This window comes from Sulfitobacter sp. TCYB15, assembly GCF_040435955.1.
GTDB lineage: Bacteria > Pseudomonadota > Alphaproteobacteria > Rhodobacterales > Rhodobacteraceae > Sulfitobacter > Sulfitobacter pontiacus.
In genome coordinates, this window is sequence record NZ_CP159193.1 from 1530912 (window position 1) to 1554766 (window position 23855).

Here is a 23855-nt window from a genome sequence, read left to right on the forward strand (position 1 = left end):
ACGCGTGGGTCACTTGCTGTGCAGCCAAGCCCTTGGCAGCCCCGCAGCCGCAGGTTAAGAGGGGCGTTAAATCAGGCGGGACGGGTACCACATGAGCGATACAGACAGTTTCATCGACGAAGTAAACGAAGAGGTCCGCCGCGACCGGTTCTACTTTATGCTCAAGCGCTATGGCTGGATAGCGGTGCTGGCCGTGATCCTGCTGGTCGGTGGGGCCGCGTGGAACGAATACCAGAAAGCGCAGGCCCGCGCAGAGGCGGAAACCCTTGGCGACGCGATGTTTGCAGCGCTTTCCGCTGAAGACACAGCCGCCCGCGCTGCCGCCTTTGAAAAAATCGAGGCCACAAACCCCCGCGCCGGTGCCATGCTGGGCTTGCTGACCGCCGCCGAACAAGCCGAAGCAGGCGAAACCGACGCCGCCGTCGCCACCTTGAACGGCATCGGGCTGGATGCGGATGTGCCCGCGATCTACCGCGAAATCGCCCAGTTCAAGGCGATTACCCTGCAAGGATCGGATATGCCCGCCAATGAACGCCGTCTGGCGTTGGAAAATCTGGCGCAGCCGGGCAGCAGCCTGCGCTTGCTGGCGCAAGAACAACTGGCCATGATCGACATCGAAGAAGACGCCCCCGAGGCGGCGATCGAACGGTATCAGGGGATCCTGAACGACGCGGATGTGACCTCGGACTTGCAACAACGCGCCCTTCAGGTGATTGTCGCCTTGGGGGGGGATCCGCAAATGGGTACCGCAGCCCCCGCGCCGCAAACGGACACCGTGCCGGCGCTGGATGCAGACAATAACTAATCCTGCCTGAACCCTTCAGGTGACACGGACTTAAAGAGCAAAGCGAGCAGGGCCATGACCATTCTCCACAGCATCTCCTTGAAACCCACGTCGACGCGCCGTGCCTCACTTGGGATGGGGGCGGTGGTGGCATCGCTGCTGCTGTCGGCCTGCGCCGAACCAGAGGTGATCCTGCCCGGCGTGCGCGAGGATGTGCGATCGGTCCTGCAAGGCAGCGACGGCTTTGCAGCCCCCGCCGATGCGCCGGTGCCAGCCAATACAACACGCGCGATTTCACTGCCCGCAGCGACCACAAACGCGAGCTGGTCGCAAAGCCCCGGCACGCCAAGCACCCGCGTCAGCCACCCCGCGCTTGGTGCGGCACCGCAGCTTGCGTGGTCCGCCTCTATCGGGAAGGGCGACAGCCGCAAGCAACGCATCACCGCGACGCCTGTCGTGTCGGGCGGGCGTGTGTTCACCATCGATTCCGGCGCGACGGTCACCGCGACCTCTGCCACATCGGGGGCGACCCTCTGGACCCGTGACCTGACGCCGCAAAGCGACGGGCAGGGCGATGCGACGGGCGGCGGATTGGCCGTCGATGGCAACACAGTCTACGTCTCGCTCGGCTTCGGGTCGGTCACGGCGCTGGATGTCGACAGTGGCGGCACGCGCTGGACGCAGGATATCGACGGCACCGGATCGGGGGCCCCGACAGTCTTTGGCGATATGGTCTATTTCACCTCCGGTGACGATACCGGTTGGGCGCTGAACAAATCCAATGGCCGCGTGCAATGGCAGACCGGATCGACCAGCAGCATCAACAATGTGCTTGGCGCACCGGCCCCCGCCGTGGGATCGCAGATCGCCGTGCTGGCCTTTGGCTCGGGCGAGGTGCAAGGGCTCTTCCGTCAGGGCGGGCTGGATCGTTGGAACACGTCTGTCGTGGGCAAACGCCCGGGGCGCGCGCTGGCCAATATCTCTGACGTGACAAGCGCGCCGGTGATCTCGGGCGATACCGTCTACGTGGGCAACCAGTCGGGCCGTCTGGCAGCACTGAGCCTTGGCGGCGGCGAACGCCAGTGGACCGCGCGCGAAGGCGCGATTGGCCCCGTTTGGCCCGCAGGCGACAGCGTCTTTGTCGTGACCGACCTGAACGAGCTGGTGCGTCTGGATGCCAGCACCGGCACCCGCATCTGGGGCACACCGCTGCCGAATTTCGTGAAGGACAAGCCCAAGCGCCAGTCCGAGGTCTTTGGCAACTACGGCCCCATCCTTGCAGGTGGCCGCGTGATCGTGGCCTCTAGCGATGGCACGCTGCGCAGCTTTGACCCCACCAATGGCGCGCTGGTTGCACAGGTGACGATCCCCGGCGGGGCGACCACTGCGCCGGTCGTGGCGGGGGGCGTTCTTTACGTCGTATCCGCGAAAGGGCAATTGCACGCTTTCCGTTAGGCCGCAAATAGGCTAAGCGGCGGGCTTGACCTAGTCTTCGGAGCCGTTCCATGTCTTTCACCCTCGCCATTGTGGGCCGTCCCAACGTCGGGAAATCCACGCTGTTCAACCGTCTGGTCGGTAAAAAGCTGGCGTTGGTCGATGATCAGCCCGGTGTGACGCGCGATTTGCGTGAAGGCGCGGCGCGGCTTGCCGACCTGCGATTCACTGTGGTGGATACCGCCGGACTTGAAGAAGTCACCGACGACAGTTTGCAGGGCCGGATGCGCCGCCTGACCGAACGTGCCGTGGATATGGCGGACATCTGCCTGTTCATGATCGACGCCCGCGTGGGGGTCACGCCGTCTGATCTGGTCTTTGCCGATATCCTGCGCAAGAAATCCGCCCATGTCATTCTGGCCGCCAACAAGGCCGAGGGCAAAGCCGCCGACGCCGGTGTGATCGAGGCCTACAGCCTTGGCCTTGGCGAACCGATCCGCCTGTCTGCCGAACACGGCGAGGGGCTGAACGATCTTTACACCCATCTGATGCCAATCGCTGACGGTTTCGCCGAGCGGGCGCAAACCGATGCGCCGGAAACAGATGTGGACCTGACCGAGGAAGAAGCCGAACTGGGCGACGAAGAGGCACCCATGCCCGTCCCCACCAAGACCAAGCCCTTGCAGGTGGCCGTCGTAGGGCGTCCGAACGCGGGTAAATCCACCCTGATCAACCAGATTATGGGCGAGGATCGCTTGCTCACCGGACCGGAAGCGGGGATCACCCGTGATGCGATTTCGCTGCAAACCGACTGGTTCGACGTGCCCATGCGGATCTTTGACACCGCCGGGATGCGCAAACGCGCCAAGGTGCAGGAAAAGCTCGAAAAGCTGAGCGTCAGCGACGGTTTGCGTGCGGTGAAATTCGCCGAGGTTGTGGTGGTTCTGCTGGATGCGGATATCCCCTTTGAACAGCAAGACCTGCGCATCGCCGATCTGGCCGAACGCGAAGGCCGCGCCGTTGTGGTCGCGGTGAACAAATGGGACCTTGAGACCGACAAACAGGGCAAGTTGAAAGACCTGCGCGAAAGCTTTGAACGGCTTCTGCCGCAGCTCAAGGGCGCGCCTTTGGTGACCGTTTCGGCCAAGACCGGGCGCGGTATGGACCGTTTGCACAACGCGATCATGCGCGCCTATGAGGTCTGGAACCGCCGTGTCACCACCGCACAGCTCAACCGCTGGCTTTCTGGCATGATGGAGGCGCACCCGCCCCCCGCGCCGCAGGGCAAGCGTATCAAGTTGCGCTATATGACCCAAGCCAAGACCCGCCCGCCGGGGTTTGTGGTCATGTGTAGCCACCCCGATAAGGTGCCGGAAAGCTATAACCGCTATCTTGTCAACGGGTTACGGCTGGACTTTGACATGCCGGGCACGCCGATCCGCTTGTGGATGCGCGGCCAATCGGACGCCAACCCCTATAAGGGGCGCAAAAAGGCGAAACCGTCGAAGCTGCGCAAACATACCGACGGGCACCGCAAGGACCGCTAGGGCCAGTAGAGCTTTCGATAAATTGGGACCGGAGTTTTCAAAACTCCGGTTCTTTGCGTTTAGCCGCGCCGCCATGACCGGTAGGTGGGCAGGATCAACGCAATGGCACCCCCCGCAGCCAGCGCCGCAACGGTCGGGGCCGTCGCGACATTCGCCACCACCACAGCGACCAGCGCCCAGATCGCCCCGATCCCATAGGTCGGCGCGCGCATCAGCGACGATTGCACCCCCGCTGCAATCACAATCGCCAGCCCGACAAAGACCAGCCCCGCGGTTGGCCCGCTCATCCAGCCATAGCCGGCCGCCAGCAGCCCCAAAGACACGCAGGATGCCGCGCTCAGCCAGCCCGCATAAAGCCCCACGGGCAGGGCGGCAAAGCCGCGATCCTCACGCGGGGCGCGGAACAACGCGTAAAGCGCCGACACCAGCATCACCCAGATCAGCACCGACGCCCAGATCGGGCTTGCCACGGCCACGGCAAGCCAGAAACAGCCCACAAACAGCGATAGCGCAAGCGGCAGACGCATGTCGTGCCAAAGGGTATCCTCGCGGCGTTTCCACAGACCCCAGCCCATGCCGACGATCAGCCAGACATAGATCAGCCCCCAGATCGAGAACGCGTAGCCCGCAGGCTGCACCGGCGGGTTGTCTTGGGGAATGGGGAATTGGTCCGGCGAAAAGCCGTTGAAGCCGGAGACAAAAAAAGGCGACACGGCAAAGCCGATCGCCAGCAGAAAGGTCAGAAGGGCAATAAGGGGACGGGACATCGGGCTACCTTGCGAAAAGTGGTTCTCGCCTCAGATAGCCCGATGATCCCAGCGTTCAATCAGCTGAGCGTGCCGTCGACGGCCAAAGTGGTCTTGCCGCCCAGATAGGGGGCCAGCACGTCTGGCAATTTGACCGACCCATCGGCCTGCTGACCGTTTTCCAGCACCGCGATCAGGCAGCGCCCGACGGCCAGACCGGATCCGTTCAACGTGTGCACGAACTGCGGTTTGCCGCCATCTGCGGGTTTGAACCGTGCGTTCATCCGCCGCGCCTGAAAATCTCCCGTGGTCGAGACAGAGCTGATCTCGCGGTAGGCGTTCTGACCGGGGAGCCAGGCCTCGATGTCAAAGGTCCGGCGCGCGCCAAAGCCCATATCACCGGTGCACAGGATCACGGTGCGGTAAGGCACGCCCAGACGTTCCAGCATATCCTCGGCACAGCGCAGCATACGCTTTTGTTCGTCGTCCGATTGATCGGGGTGGGTGACCGATACCATCTCGACCTTCTCGAACTGGTGCTGGCGCAGCATGCCCGAGGTGTCGCGGCCCGCGCTGCCCGCCTCGGAGCGGAAGCACAGAGTATGGGCGGTCATCCGGCGGGGCAGGGCGGCTTCTTCCAGCACGTCACCGGCGACCGAATAGGTCAGCGTCACTTCGGAGGTGGGGATCAGCCACCAGCCGTTGGTGGTCTGATAGCTGTCGTCGCCGAACTTGGGCAGCTTGTCGGTGCCATACATCGCCTCGTCTCGCACCAGCACGGGGGTCATATGTTCGGTCAGCCCGTTTTCATCGACATGGGTGTCGATCATGAACTGCGCCAGCGCACGGTGAATCCGCGCCACGGCCCCCTTGAGCATCACAAAGCGCGCGCCGGAGGTTTTGGCGGCGATTTCGAAATCCATCGACGCCGCGACACTGGCGATCTCGAAATGCTCTTTCGCCTTGAAATCAAACGCCGGCACATCGCCCCAGCGGTTCACTTCGACATTGTCAGCCTCGTCCGCGCCATCGGGGGCATCATCGGCGGGCAGGTTGGGGATGCGCGCCAGCATGTCGGTCAACTGCGCGTCCAAATCCTTGGCCTCTGCCTGCATGGCGGTGACTTCGGCCTTCTTGTCGCTGACCAAGGTGCGCAGACGTTCGAATTCCGCCTCGTCGCCCTTGGCCTTGGCCGCGCCCACCAGTTTGGAGGCTTTGTTCTGCTCGGCCTGCGCGGTTTCCGCTGCTGAAATCTTGGCCCGCCGTGCCTCGTCCAGTGCCAGTACCTGCGCGCTCACAGGGGTGTCGCCGCGCCGTGCGAGGGCCGCGTCGAAAGCATCGGGGTTTTCACGGATGGCTTTGATGTCGTGCATGGGCTGTTCCTTTGTCGTCCGAGTCGCATGATCTGCGTTGCGCGCGTTATGCCCGATTGTGGATCGCGGTGCCAGATGTGGATGCGCCGGGGGAGGGGATCGCGCCCTTGGATGCTTGCGCAAACAGCTTATTGCAGGCTGCGACACCGGGCAGCGCCATTTCCCCCCGGAACCCACCTTGCAAAGCCCCGCGTCTGACCATAGGTTCCGCCAAACTTAGACGGCAGGCCGTTTGCGGCATGCGCCCAACACAAAGGACGACCTCCATGGAAGCCATTCAGCAATTTGTACCCCTGATCCTGATCTTCGCGATCATGTATTTTCTGCTTATCCGCCCTCAGCAAAAGAAGGTGAAAGAGCATAAGGCAATGGTGGACGGTCTGCGTCGTGGCGATCAAGTGGTCACCGCTGGCGGTCTGATCGGCAAAGTCGTCAAAGTCAAAGATGACGGCGAGCTGGAAGTCGAACTGGCCGACAACGTCAAAGTGCGCGTTGTGCAATCGACCATCGCCACCGTCGTCTCCAAGACCGAACCAGCCAAGTAAGCGCCCCTTCGGGCGTGTCGAGAAAAGGGCAGTACCATGCTTCAGATTGATCTGTGGAAACGGGTGTTGATCATCCTCACCTGTGCCGCTGGCCTGTGGCTGGCGCTGCCCAATGCGTTCTACGGTCCCGTCGAACAGCACAATGATGCGGTCAAGGCGATCAGCGTTGCTGGCTCCACCCCCGAGCTTGAGGCGCAAAAGGCGCTTTGGCCCGAGTGGATGCCGGAACGTCTGGTTAACCTTGGCCTCGATCTGCGCGGCGGGGCCCATTTGCTGGCCGAAGTGAATGTCGAAGACGTGTACGCCAACCGGATGGAAGCCGCCTGGCCCGAGGTCCGCGATGCGTTACGCTCGATCACGCCGGTCCGCCGCGTTGACGCCCCCAAGGGCGAGCTGCGCGTGCGCATCAACGATGCCTCTGTCATGGCACAAGCTTTAGAGGTGACCCGTGCCTTGGCCCGCCCCGTGCAGTCGCTGACGGGCACAGGGCAAAACGACATCGTGGTAAACGGTGCCAATGACATCATCACCATCACGCTGACCGATGCCGAGAAACAGGCCACGGACGAGCGCACGATGCAGCAGTCGCTGGAAATCATCCGCCGCCGCATCGACGAGGTGGGCACACGCGAACCCACGATCCAGCGTCAGGGTGCAGACCGTATCCTTATTCAGGTGCCCGGCATCGGGTCGGCCGCAGAGCTGAAAGCGATCATCGGGACCACCGCGCAGCTGACGTTTAACCCCGTGGTGAACCGTGGTGCCAACGAAAACGCGGCGCCGGGTCTGGGCAATTCGCTTTTGCCCGACGCCGAAGCGCCCGGTGTCTTCTACATCATCGAAACCGCGCCCGTCGTGACCGGCGAACAGCTGGTAGATGCGCAGCCCAGCTTTGACCAGAACGGCCGCCCCGCTGTCAGCTTCCGCTTTGACACCACCGGCGCGCGCAAGTTCGGCACCTACACGGCAGAGAACATCGGCGCGCCTTTCGCCATTGTGCTGGATGACGAGGTCATCAGCGCCCCCACCATCCAAAGCGCGATCCCCGGCGGGTCGGGCATCATCACCGGCAACTTCACGGTCGAGGAATCCACCAATCTGGCCGTCTTGCTGCGGGCAGGGGCCTTGCCCGCGGGGCTGACCTTTGTCGAGGAACGCACCATCGGGCCGGAACTGGGCCAAGACAGCATTGACGCGGGCAAGATCGCGACCAGCGTCGCCTTTGGCGCGGTACTGTTCTTTATGTGGGCCAGCTACGGGCTGTTCGGGCTGTTTGCCAATATCGCGCTGATCATCAACGTCGGCATGATCTTTGGTTTGCTGAGCCTGATTGGTGCCACGCTGACCCTGCCCGGTATCGCGGGGATCGTTCTGACAGTGGGTATGGCGGTGGACGCCAACGTGCTGATCTTTGAACGCATCCGCGAAGAGCTCAAGACTGCCAAGGGACCGGCCCGCGCCATCAGCCTTGGCTATGAACGCGCGCTTAGCGCCATTCTGGACGCCAACATCACCACCTTCATCATTGCAACGATCCTCTTTGTGCTTGGCTCCGGCCCTGTGCGCGGGTTCGCGGTGACGCTGGGGCTTGGCATCGTCACGTCGGTCTTTACGGCGTATTTCGTCACACGTCTGATCGTGGTGTTCTGGTTTGAACGCCGCCGTCCCAAGACAATCACGGTATAGGAACGCGCACCATGCGGCTGAGACTGATCCCCGACGATACGAATATCGACTTCTTCAAACACGCCAGACTGACCTTTGGGGCGTCCTGTGTGGCGGTGCTGCTGGCCTTGGCCGTGTGGTTCACTATGGGCCTGAACTACGGCATCGACTTCCGCGGTGGCACGACCCTGCGCACACAAAGCGACGCAGCCGTGGACGTGGCGGCCTATCGCACGGCGCTGGAACCGCTGGAGCTTGGCGATGTGTCCATCTCAGAGGTGTTTGACCCTGCCAGCGACAGCACCAAACATGTCGCGATGGTCCGCATCCAAGCCCAGGAGGGCGAAGAGGCCGCATCCCCCGAGATGATCCAGAATGTCGAGGAAGCGTTGAAAACCGTGGCCCCGAACATCGTCTTCACCTCGGTCGAATCTGTTGGCCCCAAAGTGTCGGGCGAGCTGATCCAGACCGCGTTTCTGGCGGTTGCGGCCTCCCTCGGGGCGATCCTGATCTACATCTGGCTCAGGTTCGAATGGCAGTTCTCTGTCGGGGCGGTCGCGGCGCTGTTTCATGATGTGGTGCTGACCATTGGCGTGTTCTCGGCCCTGCAGATCCGGTTCGATCTGGCGGTGATCGCGGCGATCCTGACCATCATCGGCTATTCGATCAACGACACCGTGGTGATCTTTGACCGCCTGCGTGAAAACCTGCGCAAATACAAGAAACGCGACCTGCGCGAGATCATGAACCTCAGCGTTAACGAGACACTGAGCCGGACATTGATGACATCGGGCACCACTTTGCTCGCGCTCATCGCGCTGCTGGTTCTGGGCGGCGATGTGATCCGTGGCTTTGTCTTCGCGATTACATGGGGCGTTGTTGTGGGCACCTATTCTTCGGTCTATGTGGCCAAGAACGTCGTGCTGTTTCTGGGCGTCAAACGCGACTGGTCCAAGAAAGACAACAACAACACCGGCCAATACGCCAACATCGACGCGTAATATATTTCGCTGCCAGCAGGGCACCCCTTTGCTGGCAGCACCGTTCCGCGCCCGCCTCCGGCGCGACGCTTTGCCCATAGGGCCCGCCCCATTTCACCGCCAGTTGACCTGTATTGTCCGCGCGTGATCCGCTATGATCGCGCAGCCCCCGCGAGAAGGAGAACATCATGCGTTTGAACGAGGTCGTGTATTCGGATGCCAAACCCGTCGAAGGCTATGGCCCCGGTTTCTTCCGCATTGGCGGCACGGTGTTCGAAGGGCCGGTGATCGCAGGCACCTCTGGGGTTTCTGCGTGGCAGGGCTTCGACGATCACGCCCCGTTGCTGGCGCTGGCGGGCAAGATCGACATCCTGTTCATCGGCACCGGGGCCGAGATTGCGCATATCCCGGCCGACCTGCGCAGCACGCTCGAAGATGCGGGCATCGGGGTTGATGTCATGTCGTCCCCCGCGGCGGCGCGGACCTATAACGTCCTGCTCAGCGAAGGCCGTCGCATCGCCTTGGCGATGATCCCCGTCTGATATGACCCTGCGTGTCACCGACCTTGCCGTCGCGCGCGGCGGTGTGCCCGTACTGGACGGGGTGTCCTTTTCGATTGAACCGGGGGCTGCCTTGATCCTGCGTGGGCCGAACGGGGCGGGCAAGACCACGCTACTGCGCTGCATCGCGGGGCTGCAACCGCCCTTGTCGGGGCAGATCGACGGGGCAGAGGAAACCATCGCCTACGCCGGTCATGCCGACGGGCTGAAAGCGATGCTGAGCGTGCGCGAAAACCTCACATTCTGGGCACAGGTCTTCGGACAACGCGATATCACCGAGGCACTGGCCGCCTATGACCTTGAGCCGCTGCAAGACCGGCTGGCAGGCACCTTGTCGGCGGGGCAAAAGCGACGCTTGGGGCTGGCGCGGTTGATGGTCACGGGGCGGCCCATCTGGGTGCTGGACGAGCCGACCGTGTCGCTGGACGCCGCCGCCGTCGGGCTATTCGCCGCAGCGGTGACGGCGCATCTGGGGGCCGGCGGCATGGCGCTGATCGCGACCCATATCGACCTTGGCCTGAAAGCGCATAGCTTTGACATCACCCCGTTTCGCGCCAAACCATCACAGCGCAGCGGTGCCAGTGACGAGGCTTTCCTGTGATCGCCCTGCTGCGCCGTGACCTGATGCTTGCCTTTCGCGCGGGCGGGGGCTTTGGCCTCGGGTTGGCGTTCTTCCTGATTGTGACCGTACTGGTGCCCTTCTCGGTCGGGCCGCAACCCGATCTGTTGGGGACCATCGCGCCCGGTGTGCTTTGGCTGGGGGCGCTGCTGGCCTGCCTGCTTTCGCTCGACCGGCTGCTTGCGCTGGATTACGAGGATGGTACGCTGGACCTGCTGGCCACGGCACCGCTGCCGCTTGAGGCGGCGTTGAGCGTCAAGGCGTTGTCCCACTGGGTGACGACCGGGCTGCCGCTGGTGCTTGCGGCCCCTGTGTTGGGGGTGATGCTGAACCTCGCGCCTTCGGGGTATCTGTGGCTGGTGGCCTCGCTCGGTTTGGGCACGCCCGCGCTGTCGGTGATCGGCACCTTTGGCGCGGCGCTGACCGTGGGCATCAAACGCGGCGGGTTGCTGATGTCGTTGCTGGTGTTGCCGCTTTACGTACCGACGCTGATCTTCGGGGCAGAGGCCGCGCGCCGCGGCGCAATGGGGCTGGATGCCACGACCCCGCTGACCCTGCTGGCTGGCATCACCTTTGGCACCATCGCGCTCATGCCCTTCGCCTCTGCCGCGGTGCTGCGGATGACCTTAAGGTGAGTGCGCGCTTTTGACCATTGAGTGCCAGGAAACGGAGCGATAGAACCCCGCCATGTCTTTATGGGAATACGCCAATCCGGTGAAATTTTTAGGCCTCTCGGCCCGCGTACAACCCTATGTCTGGGGGGGGGCGGCGCTGTGTCTGATCGTCGGTCTGGGCTGGGGCTTTTTCGGCACGCCGGACGATTACCGTCAGGGATCGACGGTCAAGATCATCTACCTGCATGTACCCGCCGCGCTGATGGCGATCAACGCGTGGTTCATGATGCTGGTGGCCTCGCTGGTCTGGCTGATCCGCCGGCATCACGTCAGCGCCCTCGCGGCCAAGGCGGCGGCCCCTGTGGGCGTTACCATGACAGTGATCGCGCTGATCACCGGTGCGATCTGGGGGCAGCCCATGTGGGGCACCTGGTGGGCATGGGATCCGCGGCTGACGTCCTTTCTGATCCTGTTTCTGTTCTACCTCGGCTATATCGCCCTGTGGGAAGCGGTCGAGGACCCCGATACCGCTGCAGACCTGACCTCGGTCCTGTGCCTGGTGGGCTCGGTCTTTGCGGTGCTGTCGCGCTACGCGGTCAAGTTCTGGAATCAGGGGCTGCATCAAGGCACCTCTGTCCCGCTGGCCACCGGCGGTCGTACCGTGTCGGATGTGTTTTTCTACCCGCTGCTGATCAGTATGGTCGGCTTTGGCCTGCTGTTTCTGGCGCTGGTTCTGTACCGCACAGGGACCGAAATCCGCCTGCGCCGCGCCCGCGCGCTGCTGGCGCGCAGCGAAAGGGGCGCATGATGCCGGAACTTGGGAAATACGCCGCCGAGGTGCTGGCCGCCTATGGGGTGTCGCTGCTGCTGCTGGCGGGGCTGGTGGGGCTGAGCCTGAACAAAGGGCGCAAGGCCCGCGCCACACTTGCTGATGTAGAGGCCCGTAAAGATGGCTAAAATCTCTCCGCTCATGATCGCGCCACCGCTGGTCTTCGCCGGTTTCGTGGCGCTTGCCGCCTTTGGCATGTTCCGCCCCGATCCCGAAGGGCTGCCCTCGACGCTGGTGGGGCAGATGGCCCCCGCGCTGCCGGAAAAACCACTGGAAGGGTTTCCCGCCGCGGCACCGGATGTGCTGACCAATGGCGAGGTGACGCTGGTCAACTTCTGGGCCAGCTGGTGCCCGCCCTGCCGCGCCGAACATCCGCAGCTGCTTGATATGCAGGCGCAGGGACTGTCGATCATCGGGGTGAACTTCAAAGACACGGTCGGCCCCGCAACCAGCTACCTGACCAATGATGGCAACCCCTTCGAAGGCGTCGCCTTTGACCCGCAGGGGCGCACCGCCATCAACTGGGGCGTCACCGCCCCGCCAGAGACGTTCATCATCGCGGGCGACGGCACGGTTCTGTTCCGCTATGCCGGTCCGCTGGTCGGCAGTGACTACGAACAACGCTTCCTGCCGGCGCTGCAAGACGCTCTGAAGAACTGACACCCGCTTCCAAATGGCCCTAAATCCTCGCCGAAGGCATGGCCCGTAGCAGGCTGCGCCTCGGCAGCGGGCCTGTGCGCCACGCCGCCGGTTTCGCCCCGGCTGCCCCTCATCCGCTTACCAAAAAAGGAGACCTCATGCCCGTGATATTGCAAACCAGACTACCGGACGCGCAGACCGGCACGCCCGGATTGCCGGGCACGGGGCCTTGCGGGGCGGATGACTGGTTGCTGATGGACGAAGCCTACGCGCCGCAGATGGTCTACCGCGAAGCGTTGCTGGCGGACCGACCCGAGGCTGTTTTCTACCAAAGCGAGGCCGCCAGACCCGCCGCGGCAGAGCTCTTGTCAGAGGCGCTGACCCTTCTGCCGCGTTTCGGTTTCACCCTCGGGGCTGATGCGGTGGTTTGCCCCGACGGGCGCAAGGTCACGCTGGACCGGTCGCAACCGCTGTGGACGCTGGCGCATCTGGTGCAAGAAGACCTCTGCATCCTGCAAAAGCGTGGCGATGAACATGTGCTGACCGCTGCGGCACTGTGCTTTCCGGCGAACTGGCGGCTGGCGGACAAGATAGAGCAACCCCTGACGGGCATTCACGCCCCGGTCGAGGAATATGACGCCGACATCGCGCGGCGTGTGCAACGTCTGTTTGACGGCGTGCGGGCAGGGCGGCCCCTATGGCGGTTCAACAAGCTGCGCTATGCGGATGCGGATCTGCACCAGCCGCGACGGCGCGAGACAGGCAGCGACATGCCCTTTATCCGGTCAGAGCGGCAGTGCATCCTGCGTCTGCCCGAAAGCGACGCAGTCGTCTTTACGATCCACACCTATGTGGTGCGCGACGGAGATGCGCCTGCCTGAGCGGACCCAGACAGGCGCGATGGTTCGGGATTGATGGCGCTAGGTCAGAACCAGATGCGGCTGCCCGTCAGAGGTCTTGCGCGGGGAGATCCCCTGCGCATCGACCACCGCATTGATTTGCCGCCGCATATTGCTGAACAGGGGCGAGGTCACAACGTCAATCGCCGTGTCAAAGCGCAGGGTCAGCGACCACATGCCACTGCCCGATAGCCGCGCCGCCTTGACCACGCCGGTAAAGGGATGGCCTAGATAGCGGCCCTGCACGCGGTCCCCGGGCGTCCAGCCCTGCGCAGGGGCCGCGGCCTGGGCGCTTAGCGTGTTCCAGTCGCGCGCGCCCCATTGGTGGGCCACCATTTCCAGCGTCGCCGCATGGGACAGTGCTGTGCCTTGGGCTGCAAGGTCCGCGCGCAACCGTTTGGCTTGGGATTTCAACACATCAGCCGAAGGTACGGCGGTGGGATGGTTTTGGGTTGTCATCATAACACTCCTGCTCTCGCAAAAGTCGAAGGGGGTCCGCGTTGCCCGTCAATCCGCGAGATTGAAGGTGTGTTCTTGATCAAGGACTTCACCGATATGCGGACGGCAGGGGCCTTTCCCTATAGGCGCTATATGGCGCTTGGGTGCTGCAATTGCAATGGGGCGGTGCGGGGTGGCACGGGGCGGATGCCTTCGGCGAGGATTTTCAGCCATTTGGAAGCAAAACGCGCGCGCCGCAGGACCGGCGCGCGCGTGGCGGTTGTTTTTATTTTCGAGGGGGTTAGCCGTCGATACGGGCGGCCATGATTGCGATGGCTTTCTGGTACACGCCGGCAGCGTTCCACTGTTTGATCACATTGAAGTTGGTTTGCCCTTCCTGATAGCCGGCACCGGGTTGCCAGCCTTTCTGACGCAGGAAGTTCGCGGTCGAGGCCAGCGCGTCGGTCTGGTTGTAGAAATCAACGCGGCCGTCGCCGTTACCGTCCACCCCATAGCGCAGGGCATTGCCGGGCAGGAACTGGGTGTGGCCAAGCTCGCCATGTTTTGCGCCTTTGGTGCCGCCATTGATCGCGCCGGTATCAACCAGTTTCAGCGCGCCGATGGCGTGGGGGGCAAAGAAATCGGAACGGCGGCAGTCATAGGTCAGCGTTGTGATCGCAGAGACCACCGAGGTATCGCCCATGAAGCCACCAAAGGCGGTTTCCATCCCGTGGATCGCGATGATCACCCCCGCTGGCACGCCGTAGCGCGCTTCGAGTGACTGGTAGAAGCTTGCATTGCGGGCCTTGCGCTTGCGACCTTGGGCGACGATCGTATCGGCACCGCGCACCTGCATGAATTTATCGAGTGAATAGTTGAAGGATTTCTGGTTGCGGTCGGCGGCGATGGTGCTGCTGGCATAGCGCGCGTTTGCCAGTGCATCGAGCCCCCGTTGACCGACACCCGCGGCGGCGGCCTCTTTCGCGAAGGCGGGTTTCCAGGCGTCGAAGCCTCCCGCGTTGTTGCCACATTGGGCCGCTGCAACTGGGGCGGCGAAGCCCAAAGAAAGCATAAGTGCCGTGGCAAGACGTTTGGTGGGGCGCATGAAATAACCTCTGACTATATTAAACTTCGGCTGACTCTAGCCCAGCTGTTTCGAACTTCAAATAGCAAGACGCATTCCAAGCGAAAGGGCGCCCCGATAGGGACGCCCTTTGCTGTTGGTCTGGCCACCCGTCCGGGTGGAGACCGCGTTTAGCAGCTGTAGTACATGCCGAATTCAACAGGGTGGGGGGTGTGCTCGTATTTGTGCACTTCTTCCATCTTGAGTTCGATATAGCCTTCGATCTGGTCTTTGGTGAAGACGTCACCGGCCAGCAGGTAATCCATATCCGACTGCAGCTCTTCCAGCGCTTCGCGCAGGGAACCGGAAACGGTCGGGATATCGGCCAGTTCTTCGGCGGGCAGATCATAGAGGTTTTTATCCATGGCTTCGCCCGGATCGATCTTGTTCTTGATCCCGTCAAGGCCGGCCATCAGCAGCGCGGCAAAGCACAGGTAGGGGTTTGCCGCCGGATCGGGGAAGCGGGCCTCTACGCGTTTTGCCTTGGGGGATTCGGTCCATGGGATACGGACACAGCCCGAGCGGTTGCGTGCGGAATAGGCGCGCAGAACGGGGGCTTCGAAACCGGGGATCAGGCGCTTGTAGCTGTTGGTCGCCGGGTTGGTGAAGGCGTTCAGCGATTTCGCGTGGGACAGGATACCGCCGATGAAATACAGCGCTTCCTGGCTTAGGTCGGCATATTTGTCGCCTGCGAACAGGGGCTTGCCGTCTTTCCAGATCGACATGTTCACGTGCATGCCGGAGCCGTTGTCGCCATAGATCGGCTTGGGCATGAAGGTTGCGGATTTACCATAGGCGTGTGCCACGTTGTGGATCACGTATTTGTATTTCTGCAGCTCGTCCGCCTGTTCGGTCAGCGTGCCGAAGATCAGGCCCAGTTCGTGCTGGCAGGACGCCACTTCGTGGTGGTGTTTGTCGACCTTCATGCCAAGACGTTTCATGGTCGACAGCATTTCGGCGCGCAGGTCCTGTGCTTCGTCCGTGGGGTTCACGGGGAAGTAGCCGCCCTTGAGGCCCGGGCGGTGGCCCATGTTGCCCATTTCATAGTCGGTGTCGGTGTTCCAGGACGCGTCGGACGCATCAACTTCGTAGGATACCTTGTTGATCGAGTTCGAGAATTTGACGTTATCGAACAGGAAGAATTCGGCTTCCGGACCCATATAGGCCACATCACCGATACCGGAGGCTTTCAGATAGGCTTCGGCTTTTTGCGCGGTGCCACGGGGGTCACGCTCATAGGCTTCGCCGGTGTCGGGCTCTACAACAGAGCAGTGCACGCAGATGGTTTTTTCGGCATAGAACGGATCAACATAAGCGGTGTCCGTGTCGAGCATCAGCTTCATGTCGGAGGCTTCGATGCTTTTCCAACCCGCGATGGAGGAGCCGTCAAACATGAACCCTTCTTCGACAAAATCTTCGTCAACAAGATCGGAGACGATTGTCACGTGCTGCAGTTTACCGCGTGTATCGGTGAAACGTACATCAACGTATTCGATGTCCTCGTCCTTGATCTTCTTCAGGAAGTCCTTGGTGCTCATTGGATGATATCCTTTTCTTGAATCTCGTAAATTCGATTAAAGCGCGTCTGACCCGGTCTCGCCGGTACGGATGCGGATTGTTTGTTCGATGGGGCTGACGAAGATTTTGCCGTCGCCGATCTTTTCGGTCTTCGCGGCCGATACGATGGCCTCGATGGCGGCGTCTACCTGATCGTCGTCCAACACGATTTCGATTTTTACCTTGGGCAGAAAATCCACGACATATTCAGCGCCACGGTACAATTCTGTATGGCCCTTTTGACGCCCGAAGCCTTTGACTTCGATAACGCTAAGGCCCTGAACGCCAACCTCTTGGAGCGCCTCCTTGACTTCATCAAGCTTGAACGGCTTGATTACAGCTTCGATCTTTTTCATCTGAGGCCTCCCTGCCAGACGGGTGATTTTCGGTCTACATCGGTGTCATCTCACCGTGCGGGCCGACGGTCTACCAGACGCGCGATGGAGTCCACCGAAAGAGGCGAAAATTTGTGCGCATCGGCTGTTTTATGTGCGTTGCGATTAAAATCTGTGCAGTTTGAAAATCCATGTGCTGGCAGGCTTGGCTATCGCTTGGGCAGGTGGTTTATCTTTGGGCAAAAGACGGACCAGAAAGGGGCTGCCATGCAATCGATTGCCATCATCGCGGACACGCTGGACTTTGATCAACTGGCCAAGGGGCAGGGGCATAAGTTCGATCACGGGCATGCGATTGTCGTGACCGGTGGGGCCGGGCGCACAGGTGCGGCGCGGCTGTCCGGGCGTGCGGCGTTGCGGATGGGGGCGGGGCTGGTCACACTGGCCGTACCGCCCGCCGCGCAGATGGAGGTGGCGATGCAGATCACCGCCCTGATGCTGTCGCGCGTCACAGGCCCCGAGGATCTGGCAGAGCTGGCCGGTGACAAACGCGTGCGGGCGCTGTGCATCGGGCCGGGCTTGGGGCTGAAACCGGCCCATGTGGCGCTGGTGCGGGCAGTGCTTGAATGCGGCAAGCCCTGCGTGCTGGACGCCGACGCGCTGACCCTGATCGCGCAGGAGCCCACCCTGTGGGAGCACCTTGGCCCGCACTGCGTGCTGACCCCGCATGGCGGAGAGTTCGCGCGCCTTTTCAAGCAGATATCCGAGGGTGACGCCGATAAGGCGCAGGCCTGTCTGATGGCGGCGCAAAAGGCGGGGGCGGTTGTTCTCTATAAGGGGGCGACCACCCTGATCGCGCATCCCGACGGCCGCGTCGCGGCGCATCACGGCACGGGCGATCGCGCGGCCCCGTGGCTTGCCACCGCAGGCGCGGGGGATGTGCTGTCGGGCATGATCACCGGTCTGCTGACCCGCGGCATCGCGCATTTCGAGGCGGCGCAATACGCCACGTGGCTGCATGTAGAGGCAGCACGTCAGTTCGGACCGGGGCTGATCGCCGAAGATCTGGGCGAAGAAATCCCCCGCGTCTTCAAGGCGCTGGACCTCTAGCGGCCGTCGGGTGCAGGCACGCGTGGCAGGTGAGAAAAACTATACGTCATGCGCGTTTTTCCCCCTCGCCACTGGGAAATTTCTTTGATAGTGAACGCGCAATGCGGGTGTGGCGGAATTGGTAGACGCACCAGATTTAGGTTCTGGCGCCTATGGCGTGGGGGTTCGAGTCCCTTCACCCGCACCACTTCAACTTATTGATAATCATGCATAATTCGCGCGCTTCAGTGCTTGCGTTTTGATGTCTGTCTTGGCAGTGAACTATGCGCCGCGCCCGAAGGGTGTTCGGGCGCGGCGGGGCTGCGTGGGTTACGCGGCGGCTTTCAGCGCTTTGTCGGCCTTGTCGGCGACGGGCTCAGCGGCGGATTTGGCCGTTGATGCGGCCTCTGTTGGCGCGTTCGATTTCAGCAGGGCCGACAGGTAGGATTTGCTGGCCTGCTGGGGCGAGCTGCTGACCGGCGCAATCGAGTCGATCAGGCTGCGGGCCTGTGCGGCTTCGATACGGGCTTCGGCTGCGGCGCGGGCTTGCGCCTCGCTCATGCCGCTGTCTTCGGCGTCCGAGGTGGCAACCGGGGTTGGGGCGACGGGGGCCGGAGCCTCCGCAGCGGGGGCTTGCGCTTTCTGCGCAGGGGCGGCGGCCTGAGACGACTGCGCAGGGGCAGTTTCAGCGGAGGGCTGCGTCTCTTGCGCGGCCGGCTGGTCGTCTTTGGCTTTGGCGTTGTTCTTTTCGGTGTTACCGGTCTCGGACTTATCTTTCTGTTTCTCGGCCCCTTTGGGCTGAGACTGCTGGCTGCCGCCAGAGAAAAGTGAACTTATTAACATAGATGTGCCTTTTCAGTTGGTTACCTACATGACTGAAGCAACTGCCTGACCGGTGTGGCGAAAAAATGGTCCAATTAAGGTTAATGCAAAGCTGAAATACCCGCGCAGATAGTATGCTGCGCGGGTGGGTGTGGTTTGATCACTCCTCCGGCGGGCGCAGAGCGATAACATGGATGCCGTCGCCGCCCTTGAACTCTTCGTTCTTGCGCATGAACTTGATCTCGCCGCTGGTGGTGATCTGGGCGAGTAGCCGCGCCTCGGGGCTTTCGGCGCGCCAGTCTTCCAGCGTGAACTCCTCGGAGAGACGCGTGCTGCGGAAGCGCCAGCCTTGGGCGATCAGATCACGCAGTTCCGCATGGGTCGCCTCGAGCCCCAAGGGCCGACCGCCAAGGGTGCGGGGCAGTTGGTGGCGGCTGCTTTCGGATTTCTCGCGCATCACCTGAAACACATTCTCGCGGCCGAATTCCGGTGCCAGGTCGGTGGTGACCAGCGTGTTGTAAGCGTCGTTATCCGTGGCAGCGATCAGCGTGGCATAGCTGACGAGTTCGACGCGCTGCTCTGCCGCCTCTGACAGAATATCACCCGAGAATGTGTCGATCCCCGCCGCGCGCGCCTTGCGCAGGCGGATGAAGTTGGGGTCGGTCATGAGCACCGGAATCTTCGCTTTCTTCAGCACTTCGGCCAGCTGCGTTGTCCAGTCCGAGCCGCCGATGATCACCACGCCGGGTGTGTCCGCACCGGTCAGCCCCAAAAGCCGCGCAAAGGGCGCGAGGGTGAAGCCGTTGACCACCACGGTGACCGCCACAAGCGCAAAGGCAAGCGGTGCGATCAGGGCGGCGTCCTCGAACCCGAGGCTGAGCAGGCGTTCGCCGAACAGACCCGCGACCGCGACCAGCACGACGCCGCGCGGTCCGGTCAGGGCCACCAGTAGTTTTTCGCGGAACGGGATGCCCGACCCGACGAGCGAGATAAACACCGTCACAGGCCGTGCGACCAGCACCACCACAGCCACAAAGGCCGCCGCGCGCCAGTCAAGATTGCCAAGCGCCTCGACATCCAGCCCTGCGGCCAGCAGGATGAACACGCCCGACACCAGCAGCACGGTGGCATGTTCCTTGAAGCGGCGCATTTCCTCGTAGCTGGGCAGTTTGGAGTTCGCGATCACGATCCCCATGATGGTCACCGCCAGCAGCCCGCTTTCATGCAGCACGGCATCGGAGGCGGCAAAGACCCCCAGCAGCAGGGCAAAGAGCACGGGCACCTTCATATACTCGGGCACCCAGCCGCGTTTGAAGGCGCGCGACAGGCCGATCCCCGCAGCGACACCAGCGGCAGTGGCGACGGCGGCACCGATAAACAGCTCCAGCATCGCCTCGGACGCGGTTGTGGCGGTGTTCAGCGCGATCACGACCTCGAACGCCAGCACGGCGGCCAGCGCGCCGATGGGGTCGTTCAGGATCGCCTCCCATTGCAGCAGGGTGGCAGGGCGGCGCGACAGCCGCGCGGTGCGCAGCAGCGGCGCGATCACCGTGGGGCCGGTCACGATCATGATCCCGCCAAAGACGGCAGAGCTGGACCAGCTGAGCCCCGCCACATAATGCAGCGACAGCGCCGACATCAGCCAGCCAAGGGGCGCGCCGATATAGACCAGCCGCCGGACACCGCCGACCGCGTCCTGCAGCGTGTGAAAGTTCAGCGACAGACCGCCCTCGAACAGGATAATCGCCACGGCGATAGAGATCATTGGCCCCATCAACGGCCCGATATCCCGTGCGGGATCGAAGATGCCCAGAACCGGCCCGATCAGGATACCGGCCACCAGCATCAGCACGATGGCGGGCATGCGCAGCCGCCATGCGATCCATTGAGACCCCACCCCGATCGCGCCGACCAATGCGATTGCAGTTACAGGATTTAGCGCGCCGAGTGTTTCTGTTGCCACAATGTGAACCCTTTATAATCAAAGCGATGACGTAACGCGGACCACCCCGCTGACAATGGCCGGTGTGAAATTTTAGGGGGTTTCCGTGTCGCAAGCCAGCGATCTGTCGCGCTGAAAGACAAAAGGCCCCGACGTCAGGGGCCTTTTGCGCGAGGGTATGGGGCAGGGCGCGTGGCCCCGCGGGGTCAGTCGTCGACGCGGCTGTCGGCCAGCGTGCTAAAGGCGAGGTTCTTGAAGATCAGCCGCAGCGGCCCACGATTGGCAGGGGACTGGATCATCAGCAGCGCGATCATATCTTCGGCAGGGTCCGCGTGATAGCCGGTTCCTGCGGCACCTCCCCAGTTGTATTCACCGGCGGAGCCCATTGACGGGGCGTTGCCGGTTTCAAGTCGCACAGCGTACCCCAGACCAAAGCCGTATCCGGGGCCGGGCAGGTAGTATTTGCCGGGTTTGATGCCCTCAAGGTGGTTCGAGGTCATTAGCTGCACCGACTTAGGCGACAGCAGCCGCGTACCGTTCAACTCTCCGCCATTCAGCATCATCTGCGCGAATTTGGCGTAGTCATGCACGGTGGACATCAGCCCGCCGCCGCCCGACTGATTCGGCTTGCGCACGCGCGGGTCAAAAACATCGCGGCTGCCCAGTTTGGCCTGATCGGCGAAGGGTTCGGCGATCCGCGGGAAATCCGCAGCGTCATCGATGTAGAAGGCCGTATCCTCCATCCCCAGCGGGTCGAAAATACGCGCCTTCATGAAGTCTTCGAGCGTCTGACCTGAGGCGACCTCTACCACCGCACCCAGAACATCCGTCGCGCGGGAGTATTCCCATGTGGTGCCGGGGTCATGCTCCAGCGGCAGGGACGCCAGCAGATTGGCCTGTTCGATCGCCGTGTTCTCGGGCGAGGCGACTCCGGCCGCGTTATAGGCCTCGCGCGCGGGACCGGCTCCGAAGAAGCCATAGGTCAGCCCCGAGGTATGGCGCATCAGGTCGCGCACCGTCATCACGCCTTTGGCGGGGCGGGTCACGGGCTTGCCCTCGGCGTCTTTCTCACCGGTGACCACACTCAGGGTCTTATAGGCGGGCAGATAGGTTGAAACGGGCGCGTTCAGCAGCAGTTTGCCTTCTTCGACCAGCATCATCGCGGCGACGGATGTGATGGGTTTGGTCATGGAGTAGATGCGGAACAGCGTGTCTTCTGTCATCGGCTCCCCGTCGGGGGTGCGTTTGCCCATGGTGGACAGATGCGCGATCTGACCGTCGCGGATCAGCATCAGCACGGCCCCCGGCGTCATCCCCTTGTCCACCAGCGCGCCAAAGGTGGCATCCATCCGCGCCAGTCGGTCAGGGTCGAACCCCAAGGCGGTCGCATCGCCGCGGGGCAGCTCTTGGGCCCATGCGGGGGTTAGGGTGGCAAAGGCGGTGCCAAGGGCCAGCGCCCCGGCGACCAGACCTGATCTGAAATGTTTCATTATGTCTCCTCCCGGTTGTTGTGATCCGGTGGGATCACGACCCGAGGTTAGGAGTGTGCACGCCGCTGTGGCAACCTGCCTGACGGCTGTCAGGGCGGCGGTGCGGCTTTGTGACGTAGGGTAACTTGTGCCGCGATGCAGCGTACGCGGGGGCGGGGCGAGGGGTTTTTCGGCCTATGCAGGAAAGACCGTAGGCGCGTCGCCCTCTGCCCATTGCGGGTATTTATCCATCACGGCGGCAAAGGCCTGCGCAGTCAGGAACCGCTCCAACCACGCCTGCAACTGCGGCCAGGGCTGCGCGTCGAACCAGGGTTTGTCGATGAAGGCGAACTGCCGCACGAAGGGGGCGATCGCCATGTCCGCAAGGCTGGGGGTGTCGAAAATATAGGTGCCAATTTGCGCGTCCAGCGCCGTCAGATGGGCGGCGGCTTTGGCCCGCTCTGCCTCCGGATCGGCGTCGGGATAGCGGGTGGCGTATTTCGTGCGGTCCAGTGCCTGTTTGAACGGCCCGTCGCAGCGGTTGATCCAGTCCCATCCCGCGTCAGGCATCTGCAGCAGCCCTTCGGGATCGTGTCGGCGCAGGGCCCAGATCATGATGTCGAGGCTTTCGTCAATGACCTCGCCGGTATCCAGCGCCAGACAGGGCACCGTCCCACTGGGCGAGGTCGCCAGAAAGGCGGCGGGCTTGTCGCGCAGCACGACCTCGCGCAGCTGCACCTGCTGGCGGGCCGACCGCAGCGCCAGCCGCGCGCGCATGGCATAGGGGCAGCGCCGGAAAGAATAGAGCACGGGCATCATGGCAGCACGCTAAGCCAGAGCCACGCGGTCAGCACCGACCCCACCGTCGCCACCAGCACCGAGCTTGCCGCGACCCGCCGCGCGCGGCCATACATATTGGCGAAGATATAGGCGTTGAACCCCGGTGCCATCGCTGCCGTCAGCACGCCCGAGCGGAACAGATCCTGCGGCAGGCCAAAGCCGCTGCCCATGAACCAGACAATCGCGGGATGGACGATCAGTGACAAAAGGCAGACCATGGCGATGGTCTTGCTGTCGCCCTCGGGGCGGTACTGGATCAACACGCCGCCCAAGGCAAAGAGCGCCGCGGGCAGGGCGGCGCGCACGACCAGCGACAGCGCGTCGTCGATCACACCGGGGATCGCCAGCCCGCTAAAGTTCACGGCAAAGCCCGCGAGGATGCCCAGAACCAGCGGGTTGTGGAACATCGCCCGCGCCACATTGCGCGCAAAGGCCGGACCGGATTGGCCCCGGTTGCGCACGAACTCCATCACCGTGATCCCCAGCCCGTAGCAGAACGGCGAGTGGATGGCGATGATCGCAAAGTTCCCGATCAGCGCCTCGGGCCCATAGGCGCGTTCCGTGATCGGCAGCCCCAACAGGACCGAGTTGGAAAAGAGGCTGCAGAACCCGATGGCCACACAGTCTTCCCAGTCGCGTTTGAACAGGATGCGCGCGCCGAACAGACCCAGCGTGAAGCAGACCGCGGCACCGGTGTAGAAGCTGAAAAGCAGTCGCGGGTCGAAAGAGGCCGATAGATCCAGATGCGCGATCGATTGGAACAGCAGGCAGGGGATCGCGAAGCTTTGCGCGAACCGCATGACCCCGTCGATGCCCGAAACCGGAAAATACCCTCGCCAGACAGAGACATAGCCAAAGCCGATGACAAGGAAGACGGGCAGGATGACTTCGAGAAGCGTTTGCACGAGAGATATGGCCTTGGGTGCGGGTGGCGCTGTCGGAGTGGGGGTTTCACACCCCCACGCCCCCGTGGAGTTTATAGGGCAAAATGAAGTCCGGACCCCGC

At 62.7% G+C, this 23855-nt stretch carries 25 protein-coding genes and 1 tRNA gene; 15 read left to right on the plus strand and 11 right to left on the minus strand.

Annotated elements, in window-relative coordinates; genetic code table 11:
- The first annotated feature begins 91 nt into the window (after window positions 1-91).
- Genes ABM428_RS07315 through der form a run of 3 tightly spaced genes read left to right on the plus strand, consistent with a single transcriptional unit; the run spans window position 92 to window position 3765 of the window.
- Complete coding sequence (locus ABM428_RS07315; RefSeq protein ID WP_037943935.1) at window positions 92-805, plus strand: tetratricopeptide repeat protein; 714 nt, start codon at window positions 92-94, stop codon at window positions 803-805.
- Between the two features lie 54 nt (window positions 806-859).
- Window positions 860-2239, plus strand: coding sequence for a PQQ-like beta-propeller repeat protein (locus ABM428_RS07320; protein ID WP_005852629.1), 1380 nt, complete (start codon window positions 860-862; stop codon window positions 2237-2239).
- A 50-nt stretch (window positions 2240-2289) separates the two neighbouring features.
- Window positions 2290-3765 carry a ribosome biogenesis GTPase Der gene (gene der, locus ABM428_RS07325; RefSeq protein ID WP_037962876.1) on the plus strand — a complete coding sequence of 492 codons (1476 nt, stop codon included), beginning with the start codon at window positions 2290-2292 and terminating at the stop codon, window positions 3763-3765.
- 59 nt (window positions 3766-3824) lie between these two features.
- Here the strand turns inward: der and ABM428_RS07330 are convergent, their stop codons facing one another.
- Window positions 3825-4532 carry a tryptophan-rich sensory protein gene (locus ABM428_RS07330; RefSeq protein WP_132996810.1) on the minus strand — a complete coding sequence of 236 codons (708 nt, stop codon included), beginning with the start codon at window positions 4530-4532 and terminating at the stop codon, window positions 3825-3827.
- Window positions 4533-4591: 59 nt separating this feature from the next.
- Window positions 4592-5884: a serine--tRNA ligase gene (gene serS / locus ABM428_RS07335; protein ID WP_132996809.1), complete on the minus strand. Its 1293-nt coding sequence runs from the start codon at window positions 5882-5884 to the stop codon at window positions 4592-4594.
- Window positions 5885-6150: 266 nt separating this feature from the next.
- Between serS and yajC the strand changes: the two genes are divergently transcribed.
- The 10 genes from yajC to ABM428_RS07385 all read left to right on the plus strand — a co-directional run bounded on the left by yajC (window position 6151) and on the right by ABM428_RS07385 (window position 13216).
- A complete protein-coding gene (gene yajC / locus ABM428_RS07340) occupies window positions 6151-6429 on the plus strand; it encodes a preprotein translocase subunit YajC (protein WP_005852640.1) in 279 nt (92 codons plus the stop codon).
- A gap of 36 nt (window positions 6430-6465) precedes the next feature.
- Window positions 6466-8115 (plus strand): protein translocase subunit SecD, encoded by a 1650-nt coding sequence (gene secD, locus ABM428_RS07345; RefSeq protein ID WP_132996808.1) that lies wholly within the window; start codon window positions 6466-6468, stop codon window positions 8113-8115.
- Between the two features lie 11 nt (window positions 8116-8126).
- Entirely contained in the window at window positions 8127-9095 is a 969-nt protein-coding gene (gene secF / locus ABM428_RS07350) for a protein translocase subunit SecF (protein WP_037943943.1), read from the plus strand.
- Between the two features lie 167 nt (window positions 9096-9262).
- Window positions 9263-9616 (plus strand): Mth938-like domain-containing protein, encoded by a 354-nt coding sequence (locus ABM428_RS07355; protein ID WP_005852646.1) that lies wholly within the window; start codon window positions 9263-9265, stop codon window positions 9614-9616.
- A gap of 1 nt (window position 9617) precedes the next feature.
- Window positions 9618-10235 (plus strand): heme ABC exporter ATP-binding protein CcmA, encoded by a 618-nt coding sequence (ccmA, locus tag ABM428_RS07360; protein ID WP_132996807.1) that lies wholly within the window; start codon window positions 9618-9620, stop codon window positions 10233-10235.
- On the plus strand, window positions 10232-10888 hold the full coding sequence (gene ccmB, locus ABM428_RS07365; protein WP_005852650.1) for a heme exporter protein CcmB: 657 nt from the start codon (window positions 10232-10234) through the stop codon (window positions 10886-10888). Before ccmA ends, ccmB begins: the two co-directional genes overlap by 4 nt.
- A 52-nt stretch (window positions 10889-10940) precedes the next feature.
- Complete coding sequence (locus ABM428_RS07370) at window positions 10941-11675, plus strand: heme ABC transporter permease (RefSeq protein ID WP_005852651.1); 735 nt, start codon at window positions 10941-10943, stop codon at window positions 11673-11675.
- Window positions 11675-11824, plus strand: coding sequence for a heme exporter protein CcmD (gene ccmD, locus ABM428_RS07375; RefSeq protein WP_373276853.1), 150 nt, complete (start codon window positions 11675-11677; stop codon window positions 11822-11824). Before ABM428_RS07370 ends, ccmD begins: the two co-directional genes overlap by 1 nt.
- Window positions 11817-12356 (plus strand): DsbE family thiol:disulfide interchange protein, encoded by a 540-nt coding sequence (locus tag ABM428_RS07380; RefSeq protein ID WP_037943946.1) that lies wholly within the window; start codon window positions 11817-11819, stop codon window positions 12354-12356. Before ccmD ends, ABM428_RS07380 begins: the two co-directional genes overlap by 8 nt.
- A 137-nt stretch (window positions 12357-12493) precedes the next feature.
- Window positions 12494-13216, plus strand: coding sequence for a DUF3445 domain-containing protein (locus tag ABM428_RS07385; RefSeq protein WP_353627779.1), 723 nt, complete (start codon window positions 12494-12496; stop codon window positions 13214-13216).
- Window positions 13217-13255: 39 nt separating this feature from the next.
- Here ABM428_RS07385 and ABM428_RS07390 read toward each other — a convergent pair whose 3' ends face one another.
- The 4 genes from ABM428_RS07390 to ABM428_RS07405 all read right to left on the minus strand — a co-directional run bounded on the left by ABM428_RS07390 (window position 13256) and on the right by ABM428_RS07405 (window position 16708).
- Window positions 13256-13693, minus strand: a complete 438-nt coding sequence (locus ABM428_RS07390; RefSeq protein WP_254704183.1) for a glyoxalase superfamily protein — start codon at window positions 13691-13693, stop codon at window positions 13256-13258.
- Between the two features lie 280 nt (window positions 13694-13973).
- Complete coding sequence (locus ABM428_RS07395; RefSeq protein ID WP_005852656.1) at window positions 13974-14777, minus strand: lytic transglycosylase domain-containing protein; 804 nt, start codon at window positions 14775-14777, stop codon at window positions 13974-13976.
- A gap of 149 nt (window positions 14778-14926) precedes the next feature.
- Entirely contained in the window at window positions 14927-16333 is a 1407-nt protein-coding gene (gene glnA / locus ABM428_RS07400; protein ID WP_005852657.1) for a type I glutamate--ammonia ligase, read from the minus strand.
- 36 nt (window positions 16334-16369) lie between these two features.
- Entirely contained in the window at window positions 16370-16708 is a 339-nt protein-coding gene (locus tag ABM428_RS07405) for a P-II family nitrogen regulator (RefSeq protein ID WP_005852659.1), read from the minus strand.
- Between the two features lie 246 nt (window positions 16709-16954).
- Here ABM428_RS07405 and ABM428_RS07410 point away from each other — a divergent pair, with 246 nt between their 5' ends.
- Window positions 16955-17797, plus strand: a complete 843-nt coding sequence (locus tag ABM428_RS07410) for an NAD(P)H-hydrate dehydratase (RefSeq protein WP_353627780.1) — start codon at window positions 16955-16957, stop codon at window positions 17795-17797.
- Between the two features lie 103 nt (window positions 17798-17900).
- Window positions 17901-17984 (plus strand) — tRNA-Leu (locus tag ABM428_RS07415).
- 122 nt (window positions 17985-18106) lie between these two features.
- Here ABM428_RS07415 and ABM428_RS07420 read toward each other — a convergent pair.
- The 5 genes from ABM428_RS07420 to ABM428_RS07440 form a co-directional block, all read right to left on the minus strand.
- Complete coding sequence (locus ABM428_RS07420; protein ID WP_353627781.1) at window positions 18107-18619, minus strand: hypothetical protein; 513 nt, start codon at window positions 18617-18619, stop codon at window positions 18107-18109.
- 139 nt (window positions 18620-18758) lie between these two features.
- Window positions 18759-20561 carry a sodium:proton antiporter gene (locus ABM428_RS07425; RefSeq protein ID WP_037962839.1) on the minus strand — a complete coding sequence of 601 codons (1803 nt, stop codon included), beginning with the start codon at window positions 20559-20561 and terminating at the stop codon, window positions 18759-18761.
- Between the two features lie 185 nt (window positions 20562-20746).
- Window positions 20747-22030 carry a serine hydrolase domain-containing protein gene (locus tag ABM428_RS07430; RefSeq protein ID WP_353627782.1) on the minus strand — a complete coding sequence of 428 codons (1284 nt, stop codon included), beginning with the start codon at window positions 22028-22030 and terminating at the stop codon, window positions 20747-20749.
- A 174-nt stretch (window positions 22031-22204) separates the two neighbouring features.
- Window positions 22205-22828 carry a glutathione S-transferase gene (locus tag ABM428_RS07435; RefSeq protein ID WP_353627783.1) on the minus strand — a complete coding sequence of 208 codons (624 nt, stop codon included), beginning with the start codon at window positions 22826-22828 and terminating at the stop codon, window positions 22205-22207.
- Complete coding sequence (locus ABM428_RS07440) at window positions 22825-23754, minus strand: AEC family transporter (RefSeq protein ID WP_132996800.1); 930 nt, start codon at window positions 23752-23754, stop codon at window positions 22825-22827. The genes ABM428_RS07435 and ABM428_RS07440 overlap by 4 nt, the downstream gene beginning before the upstream one ends.
- Between the last annotated feature and the right edge of the window lie 101 nt (window positions 23755-23855).

What these genes read in the sequence shown, in the direction of transcription:
- ABM428_RS07315 (WP_037943935.1), top strand. Translation starts at nt 92, where the DNA reads ATGAGCGATACAGACAGTTTCATCGACGAAGTAAACGAAGAGGTCCGC.
- ABM428_RS07320 (WP_005852629.1), top strand. Translation starts at nt 860, where the DNA reads ATGACCATTCTCCACAGCATCTCCTTGAAACCCACGTCGACGCGCCGT.
- der (WP_037962876.1), top strand. Translation starts at nt 2,290, where the DNA reads ATGTCTTTCACCCTCGCCATTGTGGGCCGTCCCAACGTCGGGAAATCC.
- ABM428_RS07330 (WP_132996810.1), bottom strand. Translation starts at nt 4,532, where the DNA reads ATGTCCCGTCCCCTTATTGCCCTTCTGACCTTTCTGCTGGCGATCGGC.
- serS (WP_132996809.1), bottom strand. Translation starts at nt 5,884, where the DNA reads ATGCACGACATCAAAGCCATCCGTGAAAACCCCGATGCTTTCGACGCG.
- yajC (WP_005852640.1), top strand. Translation starts at nt 6,151, where the DNA reads ATGGAAGCCATTCAGCAATTTGTACCCCTGATCCTGATCTTCGCGATC.
- secD (WP_132996808.1), top strand. Translation starts at nt 6,466, where the DNA reads ATGCTTCAGATTGATCTGTGGAAACGGGTGTTGATCATCCTCACCTGT.
- secF (WP_037943943.1), top strand. Translation starts at nt 8,127, where the DNA reads ATGCGGCTGAGACTGATCCCCGACGATACGAATATCGACTTCTTCAAA.
- ABM428_RS07355 (WP_005852646.1), top strand. Translation starts at nt 9,263, where the DNA reads ATGCGTTTGAACGAGGTCGTGTATTCGGATGCCAAACCCGTCGAAGGC.
- ccmA (WP_132996807.1), top strand. Translation starts at nt 9,618, where the DNA reads ATGACCCTGCGTGTCACCGACCTTGCCGTCGCGCGCGGCGGTGTGCCC.
- ABM428_RS07370 (WP_005852651.1), top strand. Translation starts at nt 10,941, where the DNA reads ATGTCTTTATGGGAATACGCCAATCCGGTGAAATTTTTAGGCCTCTCG.
- ccmD (WP_373276853.1), top strand. Translation starts at nt 11,675, where the DNA reads ATGCCGGAACTTGGGAAATACGCCGCCGAGGTGCTGGCCGCCTATGGG.
- ABM428_RS07380 (WP_037943946.1), top strand. Translation starts at nt 11,817, where the DNA reads ATGGCTAAAATCTCTCCGCTCATGATCGCGCCACCGCTGGTCTTCGCC.
- ABM428_RS07385 (WP_353627779.1), top strand. Translation starts at nt 12,494, where the DNA reads ATGCCCGTGATATTGCAAACCAGACTACCGGACGCGCAGACCGGCACG.
- ABM428_RS07390 (WP_254704183.1), bottom strand. Translation starts at nt 13,693, where the DNA reads ATGACAACCCAAAACCATCCCACCGCCGTACCTTCGGCTGATGTGTTG.
- ABM428_RS07395 (WP_005852656.1), bottom strand. Translation starts at nt 14,777, where the DNA reads ATGCGCCCCACCAAACGTCTTGCCACGGCACTTATGCTTTCTTTGGGC.
- glnA (WP_005852657.1), bottom strand. Translation starts at nt 16,333, where the DNA reads ATGAGCACCAAGGACTTCCTGAAGAAGATCAAGGACGAGGACATCGAA.
- ABM428_RS07405 (WP_005852659.1), bottom strand. Translation starts at nt 16,708, where the DNA reads ATGAAAAAGATCGAAGCTGTAATCAAGCCGTTCAAGCTTGATGAAGTC.
- ABM428_RS07410 (WP_353627780.1), top strand. Translation starts at nt 16,955, where the DNA reads ATGCAATCGATTGCCATCATCGCGGACACGCTGGACTTTGATCAACTG.
- ABM428_RS07420 (WP_353627781.1), bottom strand. Translation starts at nt 18,619, where the DNA reads ATGTTAATAAGTTCACTTTTCTCTGGCGGCAGCCAGCAGTCTCAGCCC.
- ABM428_RS07430 (WP_353627782.1), bottom strand. Translation starts at nt 22,030, where the DNA reads ATGAAACATTTCAGATCAGGTCTGGTCGCCGGGGCGCTGGCCCTTGGC.
- ABM428_RS07435 (WP_353627783.1), bottom strand. Translation starts at nt 22,828, where the DNA reads ATGATGCCCGTGCTCTATTCTTTCCGGCGCTGCCCCTATGCCATGCGC.